Here is a 14,893-nt window from a genome sequence, read left to right as displayed (position 1 = left end):
TATTCTGCATTGGCACTAGGAGGCTGGGGTAATGGCAATCAAGCACTATTACCACCCAAGAATCCTTCGAGGCTTCCCAATGGTTTGCCGAAACGCCCGGCCTTCCTCAGACACTTGCAAGCCAATGAACTGGCGAGCAAATTGCCCAGAAATACCGCCAAGAAATGTTTCTCGGAAAGATCGCCAAGGGTATCCCCCCAGGACATTCCTCAGGAATATTGCCAAGAAACAGGTCTGAGCAAGCCAGGATCCTCACACCAGGGATTGGCAATTGGCAAGCTGCATTTGGACTTAGGTTCTACTTCAATTGTGTCTTTTTTAAACTGTAATGATCTTAAATGATCAAATTGTGACGTGCGATCCCACGAAGGCGCGATCGCACGTCACCGCCAATCAATATTTGTTGCTGTCTATCAATATCTGTTGATCATCTATCGATCATCTACTGATCATTTTTTACTGATCATCTTTTTTACTGATCATCGATTGATCTCTATCGATTGACCTCTATCGATTTTTGTCTATCAAAGCGTGAGTTTAAAATATAAAAATGAGTTTAAAATGTGAGTTTAAAAGCATAAATTAACAGCCATATCAAACCGCAAAGGGGGCGCACGGCCGCACGCCCCGATCCGAACTGTCAGAAATTACGGCAAAAGTCTAGCCTAAGCTTGACCGCAATTGCAGCCGGAATTGCCACAGCAAGCGCCGCCTTCATGGCCATTGGCGCAGGCTTCGCTGCAATAGTGTTTCCCGTCTTTTTGGATGGCGGTGGCCAAGTCCACGGTGCAGAGGCAGGGGCCGCAGTCGCATTTTTGAGTGGTCGTCGTCATGGGTTGCTCCTAGCAATCTCACTGAGCAGTGAGGCGAGTGGGTTAAAGATCCCTAAGATCCCCGATCGAGGATGGTGCGTCGCTGGGTCGTTGGTTGTTGTCCAAGGGGGAGTTCCCCGAGTTCTGGGCCCGGCGTGGGGTTCCAGAAATGACTCCAAGCCATGACCTGATCGCGATTGGCGTTTGAGGTGGGGATCTGAGTTGAGGTCGAAGTTGCGACCTACAGAGATCTGAGTTGATCTTAGGTCAGCCTTAGATGAATAGCTGAACGTTTGTTCAGATGTTGCTACTTTAGCATGACTCTTCCCGCGACTGTCAAGGGTCGATCGGGGAAAGGGAAATTTGCAGAGGACAGTGAAGCCTTAAGCTATGCCCCTAGGCAATTTTGATCGCCCTAGGCATCACTCAACTGCCAGCAACTGGCGATCGGCATTCGCCAACCCACCCCAAAGGCCCGATCGCTGACCTTGAGCACCGGGGGCGTTTGTCGCCGTTTAAATTCAGCCCGAGCCAACAGGTGCATCACCCGCCGCACGGTGGACGAATCGTGACCAGCGGCCACCAAATCTGCGAGGGACTGCCGACGATTCACCAGCCGATCGAGAATGTCATCCAAAATTTCGTAAGGGGGCAAGGAATCTTGATCCAATTGGCCGGGTCGCAGTTCGGCGCTGGGGGGCTTGTTCAGCACGTGGCTGGGCACAATTTCCGATCCTTGGGACACCAACTGCGCAAAGGCGGCCGCGCCCACTTGCCCCTGATTGAGCCAATGGCAGAGGGAATAGACGCGGGTTTTGGGCACATCGGCGATCGCGGCCAGGCCGCCGTTGGTGTCGCCATAGAGGGTGCAGTAGCCCACGGCCATTTCGGATTTGTTGCCTGTGGAAATCAGTAAATAGCCAAATTTGTTGGCCAAAGCCATTAACAAATTGCCGCGAATGCGCGATTGCAAATTCTCTTCGGTCACGTCCGGTTGGGTTTGGGCAAAGGGTTCCGCGAGGGTTTGCTCAAAGGTGGCCATCAAGTCCCCGATCGGGAGTTTCAGGGTTGGGAAACCCAAATTTTCCGCCAGGGCCAGGGCATCGGCGATCGAATGATCGGAACTGTAAGGGGAAGGCATCAGCACGCCCAGAACGTTTTCGGCCCCCAAGGCCGCCACGGCCAAGGCTCCAACCAAGGTGGAATCGATCCCTCCACTGAGGCCCAGCACAATTTTGCGAAAGCCACATTTGCGGGCATAGTCCCGAATGCCCAACACGAGGGCTGACCACAGTTCCGCATCGGTGCTGGGAGCCAGGGGGGCTAACAATCCGGTTTGTTCTGGCAGGGGTTGTTCCTCGGCCAACAGGGGCAAGCTGTGAGGCCAAGATCCTTCCTGGCCAGTGACCACAAAATCGCGGGTTTCTGGATCGAATTCCGTGAGGATCAGCCCGGTTTCAAAGCTGGCTCCCCGGGCTGCGATCGCCCCTGTGCGACTGATGACTAGGCTGGTGCCATCAAAAATCAGGTCATCATTGCTGCCCACCTGATTGACATAGGCGATCGGGAAACCATAATTCAAAACCGAATGTTGCAGCATTTCTTCGCGCAACCGAGGCTTCCCGATCGTGTAGGGCGAAGCGGACAGATTCACCACCCAATCCACATCACAGTCCACCAACTCCGCCAGGGGATCCACATCGTAGAATTTGCGGCCCCAAAACTGATTGTTATTCCAAATATCCTCACAGATAGTTACGCCAATTTTGATGCCATCGAGCGTGAACCATTCTGCTTTTTTACCCGGTTCAAAATAGCGCCCCTCATCAAAAACGTCATAGGTGGGCAGCAGTCGCTTGCTAAACACATGCCGCAGGGCACAACTATCAATCAGCACTGCGCTATTAAAGAGACTTTTTCCACCTTCGGTTGCTAACAAATTGCCAATGATCGTTCCCGTCAGCACGGCTAGATTGGGCGGCAGCTCACGGGCCAACTTGGTCAACTGTTGTTTTGTGGCTTCCAAAAAGCTGGGCCAAGCCAACAAATCGCGCGGTGGATATCCACAAAGGGCTAATTCCGGAACCACCAACAGCCGCGCACCTTGGCGACTGGCCTGCTGGGCAGCGTTGAGGATGGCACGGGCGTTTCCCGCCAAGTCTCCGACCACGAGGTTCAGTTGAGCGAGGGCAATTTTCATGGGGGGCAAGCGGGGGAGGAACGATCGGGATATCGACAAAACTACGAAATTATCGATATAGCCTATCGGCAAATTAGCGATCGCGTAATGGGAATTGATCTGTAATTTGTCGAGTCGATCGCCCCTTTCCTTGCAACCCCGGTGCTTTTGTTACGCCACCGTGGAGAACATGCTGAAATGTCTTTTCTGGAATCGTTAGCCGTTGATTAGCCCCAAAACATCAACCGTTTGATTGGATTTGATCGGGTTTGATCGAACTTGATCGGATTTAGTTCCGTTGAACCCATGCTCCAAGGCCTAGCTGGCTTGGGGTTGATAGGGGTGAGGATGAGGATATTGATGGTGATGTTGGCGCTGAAGTTGGGCCATGTGATGGAAGAGTTTCCAGCAATATTCTTCCGGCAGGCCGCAGGTGGTGGCTCCGCGCATCACGACGGTGAAATACCAATCATTGGGGGCCAGTTCGCGGGGCAATTTGTCCACAACCACGTAGGTGCGCACGTCGTGGTAGGTTTGGCCCTGGCTGGTGACGGCGATGGTTTCGCGACGGTAGCCGCCTCGGGGCACATCTTCGCGATCGTCCAGTTGGTCGCTTAAACGCCAGGGCAGGGCATAAAGAACCCCAAAAACGCGCGATCGGGCATCGGGAACCACATCCAACACGCCGCATTCTCGCCGGGGCGATCGCCAGTTAAACCCCAGTCGGTAGCCCTCCAGCATGGCCGTGCCCACCAGGTAAGGATAAGCCGGCTCTCCGAGGGTGCGCTGCAAATCCACGGGGCACATGCAGGAGCCATAGGCAAAGTACAAAAACGTGGGTTCAGCGGGAGAACCGTTGGTTGGCAAGGCTTGGAGGGCGGCCGGTTCAGCGATCGGGGCGGGGCGAGAGGGGTTCATCGGCAGACGGAGGTGGATGGGGAAACGTTGATCCGATTGTCACCGCTGGGGGCCGTTGGGTTACGGAGGATTAAGCATTCGATCGAACCCGAAGCGAAGGGGTCAGCAGCGAGCAAGATTGTGCCAGCATTGTGCTGGTTTGCATCCTAGCAAAACTGTTTACCGAAATACAACTAAAACTCGATCGAAAAACCGTAGATTCAACGGTAGATTCAGATTACCCCATGGTCTAGTCGAACAACTTCGATTGTTTGCCTAGGGCCGGAATCCCCACGCCTTGAGGTTGGGGAGAATGTCAAGTTACCGAGTTCCGAAGCCCATGCGATCGATTGCCGAGATCAACGACAAAATCCGGAGTGGCCAAGTCACCGTTTGGACGGCCGAAGAACTGAAAGCCCAAGTGGCCACAATCGGCATCCAGGCGGCGGCCGCGCGGGTAGATGTGGTGGTGACCGGAACCTTTGAACCCATGGAGGCTTCTGGGGCCTTTCTGAACCTGGGGCAGACGGATCCACCGATCAAAATTCGCCGCTGCTGGCTTGATGGTGTGCCGGCCTATGCGGGCTTTGGGGCAGTGGATTTATATTTGGGAGCCAGCCACCCGGTGGAATTTGCCGACGGGGAAGCACCCGACGAAGGCCGCGATCGGGGCGGTGGCCATGTGATTGAAAGTTTAATCGCCGGACATTCGGTGCAACTGCGGGCGATCGGGCATGTGACCGACTGCTATCCCCGAGGCTCCTTTGAAACCTCGATCTCTCGCGACACGATCAACCAGTTTTATCTCTACAACCCCCGCAACCTCTACCAAAATTTCATCGTGGGCGTGAATGGGGGCGATCGGCCGCTCAATACCTACTTGGGCCCCTTGCAACCCAACCTGGGCAATGCGGTCTATGTCAGCGGCGGGGCCCTGTCGCCCCTGCTGAACGATCCGGAACTGCGGCTGTTGGGCATTGGCAGCCGCATTTGGTTGGCCGGCAGCCAGGGCTACATTGCCTGGGAAGGAACTCAGCATTTTCCGCTGCAAAAACGTCTCCCGAACCAAACCCCGATCGGCCCGGCGGCCACCCTGGCCTTGGTGGGAGATGCCAAACAAATGCAGGCCCAATGGGTGCGCGGTTGCTATTTCAAAGGCTATGGGCCGTCGCTAATGTTGGGGGTGGGCGTGCCGTTGCCGGTGTTGGATGAAGCGGTGGTGGCCCGGTGCGCCGTCAACGATGAAGAGATTGTGGCCCCGATCGTAGATTTTTCGATTCCCCGGCGAGTGCGGCCCACCTTTGGCTTGGTGAACTATGCCCAACTGAAGTCTGGCCGGATTGAAATCGATGGCAAACTTGTACGCACAGCGCCGCTCACCAGTTTGGCCCTGTCGCGCCAAGTGTCCGAGGCTTTGAAGTTGGAAATTCAACAGGGGCGGTTTTTGCTGTCGGAAGCCGTGGCCCCGTTGCCGAGCGATCGCACCTTTATTCCACAGGATCGCTGGGGACAAATTGGGATGGAATCGGAACCTTAGGCGCAGGGGGCGCGATCGCCCTAGGCATCGCTCACCTAGGCGCGATCGAGCGTGTGGTGAGCCACCAAGGAGCGCAAAGCATCGCGATCGAACGGTTTGGTGATATATTCCGTGGCTCCCGCCAGTTGCCCTTGAATGCGATCGAACGGGCGATCGTGGGAAGTCAACATAAGCACCGGTAGCGCAGCAAACTGGGGCAAGCTGCGCAAAATCCGGCACAGCTCCAGCCCATTCAGATTCGGCATCGACACATCCAACAGCAGCAGATCGATCGGCTGGTGGTAGATCATCGACAGCGCTTCCACCGGATCCGCCGTGGTCACCACGTTGTACAAATCCTCTAACGTGCGGCGCACCAAGGTATGCACAATCAAGCTGTCGTCCACAGCCAGCACCGTGGGCTTCGTCATGCTCGATCGAGCCACGGAAACGACATCAGAGGAGCTGTTCATGACTGACCCCAGGATTGAGATGATCGATGCGGCAATTGATGGGGCAATTCCCAAACGCCTTGTGCCTCACCCCTCGCAGGTTGGTTTCAGGTCGCTGGTCGAATCAGCCTGCCCAATCCTGCAAAAAATAGCACTCTCGTTTGATTAATCCATCAATTGCTACCTTAGCTGCCTTATTAGATGATTATTCCTAGATTCCTGATTTCTTTCACCCATGTGGCTAATCTCCCAAGGAGAAAGACAAGGACTTTCAAGACAATTTCAAGGCGATCGAGGGACTGAGACTAACGCAGGGAACTAATTAAATTTTGGCATTTTCCGTTGCGCCCTGGTCAAAATTCTGTTCATAGGCATCAATTTTTGATGATTTGTCAAGGTTGATGATTGAGCGCGCGGATTGCAACCAAGGCTCGATCGGTTCTGATCTTGCCTGCTGCGTGGCTCAGGCCTCGACCCACAGCAAAAGTAGCGCCATTTGAAAGTAAGGGGTCTGGGTCTCTTGCGCTTGTTTGCGAAAAGGGCAGCGGCAATGATTTGGCCATTGCTAAAGGCCTTGCAGGGGAAATAAAGCCAAAATTGCTACTCTGTACGCCCCAGAGATCGATGTAGACAAGGGGCTTAAGCCCCTTGTTCCTACGACAATTAATCTTCAGCCCGTGTTGAAAGATACTTCTCAGACATCCTCTCAGTGATCTTTTGAAGAAAAGATCAAAAAACATGAAGAAAATTTGAACACTGTCTTTACCAATAACTGCGGTTTATCCAAAATTCATTCAAAGTTCATTCAATATTTATCTGGTATTGATCCAGCGTTTATTTAGTGTTCCTCTGGTGTTCATGAACCATTGCTGGACTGCTGATTGATGACTCATTAACGATTTGTCAACTATTCGTTATTAATCCACTAGTAATGAATGGGCGATCGGGGCATTGTTGACGGGTTATGTTGATGGGCCATTAATGATTGGGCAGGGCCTCGATCGTTCATGGGGCATCATCGGTTTATGGGCATCAGCAAGACCCTATCAAGATCGAAAGTCATCAAGACCGACGTTGGAATTTTGGGAGCACTGATGATTCCAAAGGCAAAATTTCATCCTCTCAGGATTCTCTGAGGGGATGCAAAAGCAATTGGGGTGGTCAATTGCGATCGGGAAACAATTGCCGTGGGGTCAGGTTTTTGAACAATTATGAAGATCAAAAACTTAACCTGATGGGCTGAAGGAGTGATTGCGGTCAGTAATGAGAATCAATCCAATTTCTGAAAGCTCGAATGAGCGATCGCCCATTAAATCAAGACTTAGTGTCAAAATCAGCAAATTATCTAGCGAGAATCAAGGGAGAGCGTGTTTATTTAAGGGTCAGAGAGTATTTACATAAATTTATGATCAAAGGTTTACGTCTAATCTTTCGTGGATTTATCAATAAAACGCCACATTCACAGATCTAGTGAAAGATCCTGAGCTAAAATTGATAACAAATACAGATTTTTTTAACAGTTTTAGAGAGAGATGCCGCAACCATCCTCCAGCAGCCAATTTTGGAAATTGTAATGGTTACTCAACTACCGTCCTACGCCATGCGGCGATCGCCTCATCGATCCCAAGCTGGGCCGTTGTTAGTTCATTCCCTCGGAACTTCAGCGGCACGTCTCAGAAATAGCCCCTCTTGGCCTGACGGTGCGATCGAGTCAACGAATCATTCAGCGAATCAACCGGCTGCCAATTCGGCTTCCCTGAATCAAGAGCTGGCTTGCAGTGCTGATTCAGAGTCAACGGCTCATTGGCTAGATAGCAGTTCCGAGGCGGACTGTCGATCGCTGCTGACAATGCTCAATGGAGTAGGGGCTATTTTGACCGGCACGGGGCCCCTGGAACGGCGACTGCAACGAACATTACGTTACTTAGCCCGTTGTCTGGATCTAAAGGAAGCGGAACTGTGGTCTTACGATCGGGTGCAACATCGGTTTAAGTTGTCGGCCCTGTTTGTGCGGGGACAGGGGCGAAACTTAGCGGTGCATTTCGATCGCTCCGTGTCGGAAGCGGAGGTGCGCAAGTTGGGGCGGCGGGGCAGTCGCTCCATGGGCAAGCTGGAACTGTCGCAACTTGCCCCCCAGGGGGCGGGGGCCGGTTCTGAGGCAGTGGCATCTTCTGCCCAGACGTTTTACTGGGGGGCTTATCCCCTGCGCATGGAGCGGCATCCCCTGGGGATGTTGTTGCTGTGGCGCGATCGCCCCTGGTCGTTGGCCATGCAGGAGGCGGTGGAACAGGTGGCGCGGTTGGTGGCGCTGGCGTTGGGCCATGACTTGGCGAAACAGGGCGATCGGCAAAAACCAGAGGTGCGGTTGCGCCCTTGGCTCGAAAAAATTCGCTCATCCCTGGATTTGGATGCAGTTTTGGCGGCGGCGGTGCGGGAGTTGCGCCTGGTGTTGCGGATCGATCGCTGTGCTTATCTGTGGGCCTTGTGGGGTTCCGATGGAGCCATGCAGCTCACCGTTAGCCACCAGGACAGCCGCCAACCGGCCTTGGATGGGGCCTTCACCCGGGCGATCGCCCAAGGCCTGCCCTCTCTGTTAATGCCAGTGCTCAATCAATCCGATCTGAGCACCACGTCTACCCTGCCCTGGACACAACTTACCCACCTGCTGCACCATCCCGATCCCCAGGTGGCTCATTGGGCCGAGTCCGCTGGAATCAACGCCCTGTTGATTGTGCCCGTGCAGACGGCTTCTGGCCATTCCGGGGCGATCGCCTGCACCACCATCAGCCAGCGTCGTCAATGGTCCAGCGACGATTGCGAGGCCCTGCGTTGGGCGGCCGATCGCCTGGCCGTCGCCATCAGCCAAGCGGAACTGTACGATCGCTCCCAGGCCGCTGTACGCGCCACCGAAACCCAATTTCACGAGTTAGAACGCACCCTTGAGGATTTGAAAAAAGCCCAAGCCCAACTGGTTCATTCCGAAAAAATGTCCAGCCTTGGCCAGTTGGCGGCCGGCATTGCCCACGAAATTAACAACCCCGTCAACTTCATCAGCGGCAACCTGGATTGGGCCAGCGATGCCCTCACGGAATTGATCGAACTGGTGCGCCTGTACCAACGCCACACCCATGACCATGATCCCGAAATCATGGCCCAGGCCGAGCAGATGGACTTGGAATTCGTGCTAGAAGATTTGCCAAAGGTCTTGCATTCCATGCGCCAAGGCACAGAGCGAATTCAAGGCATTGTGGCTTCCATGCGCAATTTCTCGCGGCTCGATCGCGCAGAAGTTTCCTCGGTGGATTTGCATGAAGGCATCGATAGCACCCTGCTCATTTTGCATAGCCGCCTGGAGCGTAAAGGTCGGCAAAATCGAATTGAAGTGGTGCGCGATTATGGTGAGTTGCCCTTGGTGGAATGCCACAGCGGTCAGCTCAATCAAGTGTTTATGAACCTCTTAAGCAACGCGATCGATGCGCTCGAAGACCGGGAAACTGATCCGCGCATTGTCATTTGCACCCAATTAATGGCGGCAGATTCTGCGGTGGATGGGTTTGATCAACCCTCAAAACCGGGTGTTGAAATCACGATTCAAGACAACGGTAGCGGAATTCCCCCGGAGGTCACTTCTCGAATTTTTGACCCATTTTTCACCACCAAACCCGTGGGCAAAGGCACTGGGTTGGGCCTATCCATCAGTTACCAAATTGTGGTCGATCGGCATGGGGGCAAAATTGCCTGCGAATCTCAACCCAACAAGGGCACAACCTTCCGACTGTGGCTCCCCCTAGCAGTGACCGATCGTAACCACTAAACTCAAGACAGCTCGTTGCATGAGTTACTCGTGAGGACAAGGGCTATTCCCTGTCTCTTTCTGCCAAGGTTATGCCCCCAGAGGTTATTGCGCTGCTCCATGAACTGGTTCCCATCATCTACGATCGCTATGGCCTACGACTGCGGGCTAGCGATCTTGAAGGTCTGACTCAGTTTTTGCATCATCGTTGGCGATCGGGCAGCCCCCAAATCTGGGCCACCTATCGTCAACTGCTGTTGGATCGAAGTCCCCGCGGTCAACAGGCCTGGCAACCTTTAATTAATGTCATCACCAATACGGAAAGCTATTTTTTCCGCGATCGGGGACAGTTTTCGCTCTTGCAACGGCAGATTTTGCCAGAGCTAATTCTGAGTCGGCAAGGAAGTCGGCGGCTTTGTTTGTGGAGTGCGGCCTGTGCTGGGGGCGAAGAACCCTATTCCTTGGCGATTGCTTTACAGGGTATGTTGCCGGCCCATGAAAATTGGCAAGTTCGCATCTTTGCCACGGATATTAATGAAGAAGCGCTCGATCGGGCCCGATCGGGTCGCTTTCGATCGTGGTCATTTCGAGCCATTGATCCCACCACTTGGCAAACCTATTTCCGGCCCCTGGCGGATGGTTGGCAAATTGACCCAGCGATTCAACGGTTGGTGACCTTTCAAAACTTCAATTTGGTGAATGATGAGTTGCCTTTAACTGATGTTGGCAAGTTTGATTTAATTCTTTGTCGAAATGTATTTATTTACTTTGCTACGGAGTCCATTACGCAAACCGTTGATTTGTTTGCCAAGGCCCTTGCCCCTGGGGGATATTTGCTGACGGGCCATGCGGAATTATGTCATCAACCGCTGCAATCCTTTGCAACTCAAATCTATCCAGAATCGGTGATTTATCGTCGGCGATCGGGACAAGCAGCCGCAACCCCTCTGCCTCCAATTAATGGCTTAACCCAACCTTACGCCGCTGCCAGCAATTTAGAAAATCCCTTGGGGAATCCCTTGGAAAACACGACGGGGCTGAAAAATGGGATGGAAACCCTTCACCCGGCTCCGCTGATCAATGCTGATGCCCAGGCGATCGCGATTGAAACGGCGATCGCCAATCATCAGGAACGGCCCAATTATTCGCGATCGGATCATTTAAATGACCTAACTGATTCCAACCATTTAAATAATTCCCGATCGAGCAATCCCCGACCCACCGACTCATTCCCCCATTCCCTTCAGCCATCGTCCCCCAAAGTGCCGGTGGTTAAGCCCCTTTCCACACCCTATGCCACGCCTAAAAATCAAACAGAACAGTTACACAATCGAATCAAGCAAAAATTATTGCAACTGCTGAAGCTCTATCCCAACAGCAGCGCCACACTCTATGCCCTTGCTTGTCTTCACGCCAATTGGGGAGCCAGCCAGGAAGCCAATCAATATTGTCAACAAGCCTTGGAAATTGAGCCAGAGTCAACGGAAATTTGCTGTCTGTTGGCCCGAATTTGGGAAGAACAGAACCAGTTTGATCAAGCCAAGCAATTTCTGCGGCGGGCAGTGTATTTAGATCGCCATGCTTTGCCTCCCCGGCTGGAATTGGCCAGCTTATACGAGCGGATTGGGGATGCCACCGCAGCACGTCGTCTTTATGCTTCAGCGTTGGAACTGTTGCAGGATTTTGCCCCCCACTGGCCCGTGTTTGACCATGACCATTTAACGGCGAGGGAATTGAGCGATCGCCTTAAGGAACATCTAGCTACAATCAGCCACGATCAGCATTGATTCAGTCCTAATCAGCGCTAATCAATGCTGATCGTGTTGCTTGTCGTATTTTCTGGTTTGCATCAATTTTTGATTAACTGGCTATCCGGTGAATGTCAATTGGATATTAACCGATGATTAATGATGCAAAGAAAATATAGATTTCACACAAAAACATAAAGAAAACGACAAAAATCCTAGAAGCCGGAAAAATCGAAAGTAAACTCAAGTTAGTTCGTTAGGGCAACGATCGAACAGAAAGCCATGGCAGAGTTCCCGTGACTCAGAAATTCAAGGTAAACAGCGAAAGATAAAAGTGCAAAAAGTTTTTGTCCAATCTGTCTGATCCCCACGGACAAGGGGTGGTAACAAATTTCTAAGAGGTTGTTTGAAAAGCCAAAATTGCTACTCTGTACGCTTCGGTAATCGACGTAGACAAGGGGCTTAGGGCCTGTCGTTGTTTAGCCTGAAACCCCAGACCTGTCGTTAGCGGATCGTGGGGGACAAGGGGCTTAAGCCCCTTGTTGCGACGATTAGGACATGGAAAATCAACCGTTTCAGCATCACCTTGAAAAATGACGACATCCCCTCAGCCCCTTGCCCTCACGATTATTGGTGCTTGGCCTGTGCCAAAAATACTTTTCAAACATCCTCTAAAAGAGAAATATGGCAAAAAGCCGCATATTTTGCCCGGTAACTTTGAGCTTTCGAGACTTCAAACTCACCCTGGCATTGTGGCGAGTCTGAGGTTGATTTCTGGTGCGATCTCTTGGGGGCAATCGCTAGCGTGATTTCTGGGGCGATCGAGCGGGGCTAGCGGGTTCAGCAAAATGGGCGGTGAATGATTTGTGGCGACTGAACAGAGCTATTTAATTGTGGATGTGATGCAGACCCTGTGCGGTTTAGAGGCTCAATGGGTGGAAGAAACTTTGCCCCTGGTGGAGCTGAAGCCGATCGCGGGGTTGGGAGCTGGCTATTTGGGAGCGATCGACCGGCGGGGAAAACTATTGCCGGTGGTGGACTTGGCGGATTGCCTGGGTTTGGCTCGATCGCCCTATGGCCTCTCCGATGCGATTGTGGTGTTGCGATCGCCCCAGGGGGTGAGCTTGGGGTTGATTGTCAATGAAGCGGTGGATCTGCAAGGGGTGATGCTGGATCCAGACCCCAGCCTGTTGGTGGCGGAACTGTCAGCCCAGGCCCGCGAGCTGGTGCGGGACGTGGTGCTTTTGGCCGGTCAACCGATCGCCCTGATTAATACAGAAAATCTGTTCACGGTGTTGCAGCGGCCCGAGTGGCATCAAACGCCCGCCGATTCCGCTGCCGATCGGTGGCGGGCCCTTTCCGCGATCGATCAGGCCCTGTTGCGGGCGCGGGCGGTGGAACTGGCGGAGGCCGAGCACACCGACAGCGATCAAGAGGGACAACCCTGGATTGTGGTGGAAATTGGTGGCGAGCGCTTTGGCATTGACGCGGCGGCCGTGCGGGAGCTGGCGGAGTTGCCGGTGATTGTGCCCTTGCCTTGTTGCCCGAGCCATGTGTTGGGGAATGCGAATCTGCGGGGCGAAATTGTGACGGCCATTGACATCAGCCCCTGGTTAGGCCAAGAGCGCCGGCCCGCCGTCACCCGATCGCTGGTGGCGATCGTGCAGGTGGAGGACTTAACGGTGGGTTTGGTGATTGATCGGGCGATCGAGACCCAGTGGGTCAGCGCCCAGCGCTTGGCCCCCGTTCCCTTTAACACCAGCACCGCCGAGCAACTGGCTCCCGTCAACGGCTCCCTAGATTCAACAGTCGCCAACCGAGACAGCGCCTACATTCGGGGCATCCATGTGCATGGGGGCCAGGCCACCAGTTGGCTGGATGTGGCCACCCTGTTGCGCGATCCGAGCTTGGTGGTTAACGAAAGTCTTTAGGCAAGTCTTGAGGCCCACGGGGCGATCGGTCCCCAAGCTTCCGAATTTCCCCCAACTTTATTTCCCCCAACTTTGCAGGACAAAACCATGAATTCTACCCTCAAAAACGATCGTCATTGGCGACTGCGGTATCAAATCTCCTTGGGATATGCCATGCCGATCGCCCTGTCGATCATCGCCACCACCGTGGTTTTGAATAATGTGCAATCCGTGCGCGAGCAACAAACCACCTTTAACCGGGTGACGCAAGTGGAGGAAAAAATCGGGCTTTTAGGGTTCAATGCCCAAACGATTTCTCGCGCCACCCGAGGATACTTGCTCGATCAAAATCCCGTTTCCATTACTTCCTTTGATCAGGCGCGTCGGAATGCTGACAAAGCCATGACCGATTTAGAAGCGATCGTTGTGGATGCTCGGCAGCGGGAAACCCTGGGCGAACTGAAACAGGATTTGGCGCAATTAGTTTCTATCAACGAAAAATTATTGACCATTGCTCGCCAAAATCCGGCCGGGGCGATCGCGGAATGGAAGCGGGATGGGGGTCGCCAAGCCATTCAAAGTGTGGAACGGTTGGTGGAAATTCTGCGTAGTCGGCAATCGGAATTAGTGGACAAAACCCTGAAGGATCAAAACGATGCCCTGACGGCCCTGTCGAATATTTCCCTGTTGACCACGGGGCTGGCGGTGTTGGGATCCACGGTCTTGGGGATTTGGATCGTGGTGGCGGTGAGTCGGCAAATGTTTGAAGTCAGCAGCAGTCTGGCGGCTTCGTCCAGTGAAATTGCGGCCACGGTGGAACAGCAGGAACGCACTTCCAGCGCCCAAGCCGCTTCGGTGAATGAAACCACGGCCACGATGGATGAGCTGAGTGCTTCATCGCGGCAGTCGGCGGAACAGGCGGAGTCGGCGGCGGCGGCTTCCCAGCGGGTTTTGCATTTGGTGGAGGATGGCAACCGCACCGTGGGCCAAACCCTGGAGAGCATGACGGAAATGAGAATGCAAATGAATGCGATCGCCCAACAAATTTCCCAACTGAGCAGCCAGGCGGCCCAAATTGGCAGCATTACGCAGTTGGTGACGGATGTGGCCAATCAAACCAATATGTTGGCCCTGAATGCGGCGGTGGAGGCCGTGCGGGCCGGGGAACATGGCAAGGGCTTTTCGGTGGTGGCGGCGGAAATTCGCAAGCTGGCCGATCGCAGCAAGGAATCGGCCCAAAAGATTGATGGGTTGGTGACGGAAATTCAAGGGGCGATCGACACCACGGTCATGGCCACAGAAGAGGGCAGCAAGCGCGTGGAAACGGGCTTAACGGCCAGCCAGCAAACGGCGGGGGCCTTTGACGAGGTGGCCCGGGCGATCGATATGGTGGTGGTGAGTAACCAACAAATTTCGCTGAATATTCGCCAGCAGGCGATCGCCGTTGACCAAGTGGTGCAGGCTATGAACGCCTTGAACCAAGGGGCCAAGCAAACCGCCGAAGGCATTGCCCAAACCCGCATCGGCACTCGGCGCTTGGAAGAGGCGGCCCGCGACCTGCAAGAGATGGTTTAGGTTCCAGACCG

Annotated in this window: 10 protein-coding genes; 6 read left to right on the top strand and 4 right to left on the bottom strand. The window is 53.7% G+C overall.

Annotated elements, in window-relative coordinates:
- Nucleotides 1–665: 665 nt before the first annotated feature.
- The 3 genes from AC2IAX_RS03770 to AC2IAX_RS03760 all read right to left on the bottom strand — a co-directional run bounded on the left by AC2IAX_RS03770 (nucleotide 666) and on the right by AC2IAX_RS03760 (nucleotide 3,909).
- Nucleotides 666–833 carry a metallothionein gene (locus AC2IAX_RS03770; protein ID WP_099532687.1) on the bottom strand — a complete coding sequence of 56 codons (168 nt, stop codon included), beginning with the start codon at nucleotides 831–833 and terminating at the stop codon, nucleotides 666–668.
- A 394-nt stretch (nucleotides 834–1,227) separates the two neighbouring features.
- Nucleotides 1,228–3,012 carry an NAD+ synthase gene (locus AC2IAX_RS03765; RefSeq protein ID WP_494389395.1) on the bottom strand — a complete coding sequence of 595 codons (1,785 nt, stop codon included), beginning with the start codon at nucleotides 3,010–3,012 and terminating at the stop codon, nucleotides 1,228–1,230.
- A 297-nt stretch (nucleotides 3,013–3,309) separates the two neighbouring features.
- Nucleotides 3,310–3,909, bottom strand: coding sequence for a gamma-glutamylcyclotransferase family protein (locus AC2IAX_RS03760; protein ID WP_494389394.1), 600 nt, complete (start codon nucleotides 3,907–3,909; stop codon nucleotides 3,310–3,312).
- Nucleotides 3,910–4,228: 319 nt separating this feature from the next.
- Between AC2IAX_RS03760 and AC2IAX_RS03755 the strand changes: the two genes are divergently transcribed.
- Nucleotides 4,229–5,425, top strand: coding sequence for a homocysteine biosynthesis protein (locus tag AC2IAX_RS03755; RefSeq protein ID WP_494389393.1), 1,197 nt, complete (start codon nucleotides 4,229–4,231; stop codon nucleotides 5,423–5,425).
- Between the two features lie 35 nt (nucleotides 5,426–5,460).
- Here AC2IAX_RS03755 and AC2IAX_RS03750 read toward each other — a convergent pair whose 3' ends face one another.
- Nucleotides 5,461–5,877: a response regulator gene (locus tag AC2IAX_RS03750; protein WP_494389392.1), complete on the bottom strand. Its 417-nt coding sequence runs from the start codon at nucleotides 5,875–5,877 to the stop codon at nucleotides 5,461–5,463.
- Here AC2IAX_RS03750 and AC2IAX_RS03745 point away from each other — a divergent pair.
- The 5 genes from AC2IAX_RS03745 to AC2IAX_RS03725 all read left to right on the top strand — a co-directional run bounded on the left by AC2IAX_RS03745 (nucleotide 5,876) and on the right by AC2IAX_RS03725 (nucleotide 14,882).
- On the top strand, nucleotides 5,876–6,025 hold the full coding sequence (locus tag AC2IAX_RS03745) for a hypothetical protein (RefSeq protein WP_494389391.1): 150 nt from the start codon (nucleotides 5,876–5,878) through the stop codon (nucleotides 6,023–6,025). The two genes, AC2IAX_RS03750 and AC2IAX_RS03745, sit on opposite strands and share 2 nt — an antisense overlap.
- Nucleotides 6,026–7,429: 1,404 nt before the next feature.
- Nucleotides 7,430–9,670 carry an ATP-binding protein gene (locus tag AC2IAX_RS03740; protein ID WP_494389390.1) on the top strand — a complete coding sequence of 747 codons (2,241 nt, stop codon included), beginning with the start codon at nucleotides 7,430–7,432 and terminating at the stop codon, nucleotides 9,668–9,670.
- Nucleotides 9,671–9,741: 71 nt separating this feature from the next.
- Nucleotides 9,742–11,436: a CheR family methyltransferase gene (locus AC2IAX_RS03735; protein ID WP_494389389.1), complete on the top strand. Its 1,695-nt coding sequence runs from the start codon at nucleotides 9,742–9,744 to the stop codon at nucleotides 11,434–11,436.
- Nucleotides 11,437–12,263: 827 nt separating this feature from the next.
- A complete protein-coding gene (locus tag AC2IAX_RS03730) occupies nucleotides 12,264–13,328 on the top strand; it encodes a chemotaxis protein CheW (protein ID WP_494389388.1) in 1,065 nt (354 codons plus the stop codon).
- A gap of 87 nt (nucleotides 13,329–13,415) precedes the next feature.
- Nucleotides 13,416–14,882, top strand: a complete 1,467-nt coding sequence (locus AC2IAX_RS03725) for a HAMP domain-containing methyl-accepting chemotaxis protein (protein ID WP_494389387.1) — start codon at nucleotides 13,416–13,418, stop codon at nucleotides 14,880–14,882.
- Nucleotides 14,883–14,893: the final 11 nt, after the last annotated feature.

Source organism: Limnothrix sp. HT2024 (genome assembly GCF_059138625.1).
This window is presented reverse-complemented; position numbering and strand designations above follow the sequence as displayed.

What these genes read in the sequence shown, in the direction of transcription:
- AC2IAX_RS03760 (WP_494389394.1), bottom strand. Translation starts at nt 3,909, where the DNA reads ATGAACCCCTCTCGCCCCGCCCCGATCGCTGAACCGGCCGCCCTCCAA.
- AC2IAX_RS03765 (WP_494389395.1), bottom strand. Translation starts at nt 3,012, where the DNA reads ATGAAAATTGCCCTCGCTCAACTGAACCTCGTGGTCGGAGACTTGGCG.
- AC2IAX_RS03770 (WP_099532687.1), bottom strand. Translation starts at nt 833, where the DNA reads ATGACGACGACCACTCAAAAATGCGACTGCGGCCCCTGCCTCTGCACC.
- AC2IAX_RS03745 (WP_494389391.1), top strand. Translation starts at nt 5,876, where the DNA reads ATGACTGACCCCAGGATTGAGATGATCGATGCGGCAATTGATGGGGCA.
- AC2IAX_RS03740 (WP_494389390.1), top strand. Translation starts at nt 7,430, where the DNA reads ATGGTTACTCAACTACCGTCCTACGCCATGCGGCGATCGCCTCATCGA.
- AC2IAX_RS03755 (WP_494389393.1), top strand. Translation starts at nt 4,229, where the DNA reads ATGCGATCGATTGCCGAGATCAACGACAAAATCCGGAGTGGCCAAGTC.
- AC2IAX_RS03750 (WP_494389392.1), bottom strand. Translation starts at nt 5,877, where the DNA reads ATGAACAGCTCCTCTGATGTCGTTTCCGTGGCTCGATCGAGCATGACG.
- AC2IAX_RS03725 (WP_494389387.1), top strand. Translation starts at nt 13,416, where the DNA reads ATGAATTCTACCCTCAAAAACGATCGTCATTGGCGACTGCGGTATCAA.
- AC2IAX_RS03735 (WP_494389389.1), top strand. Translation starts at nt 9,742, where the DNA reads ATGCCCCCAGAGGTTATTGCGCTGCTCCATGAACTGGTTCCCATCATC.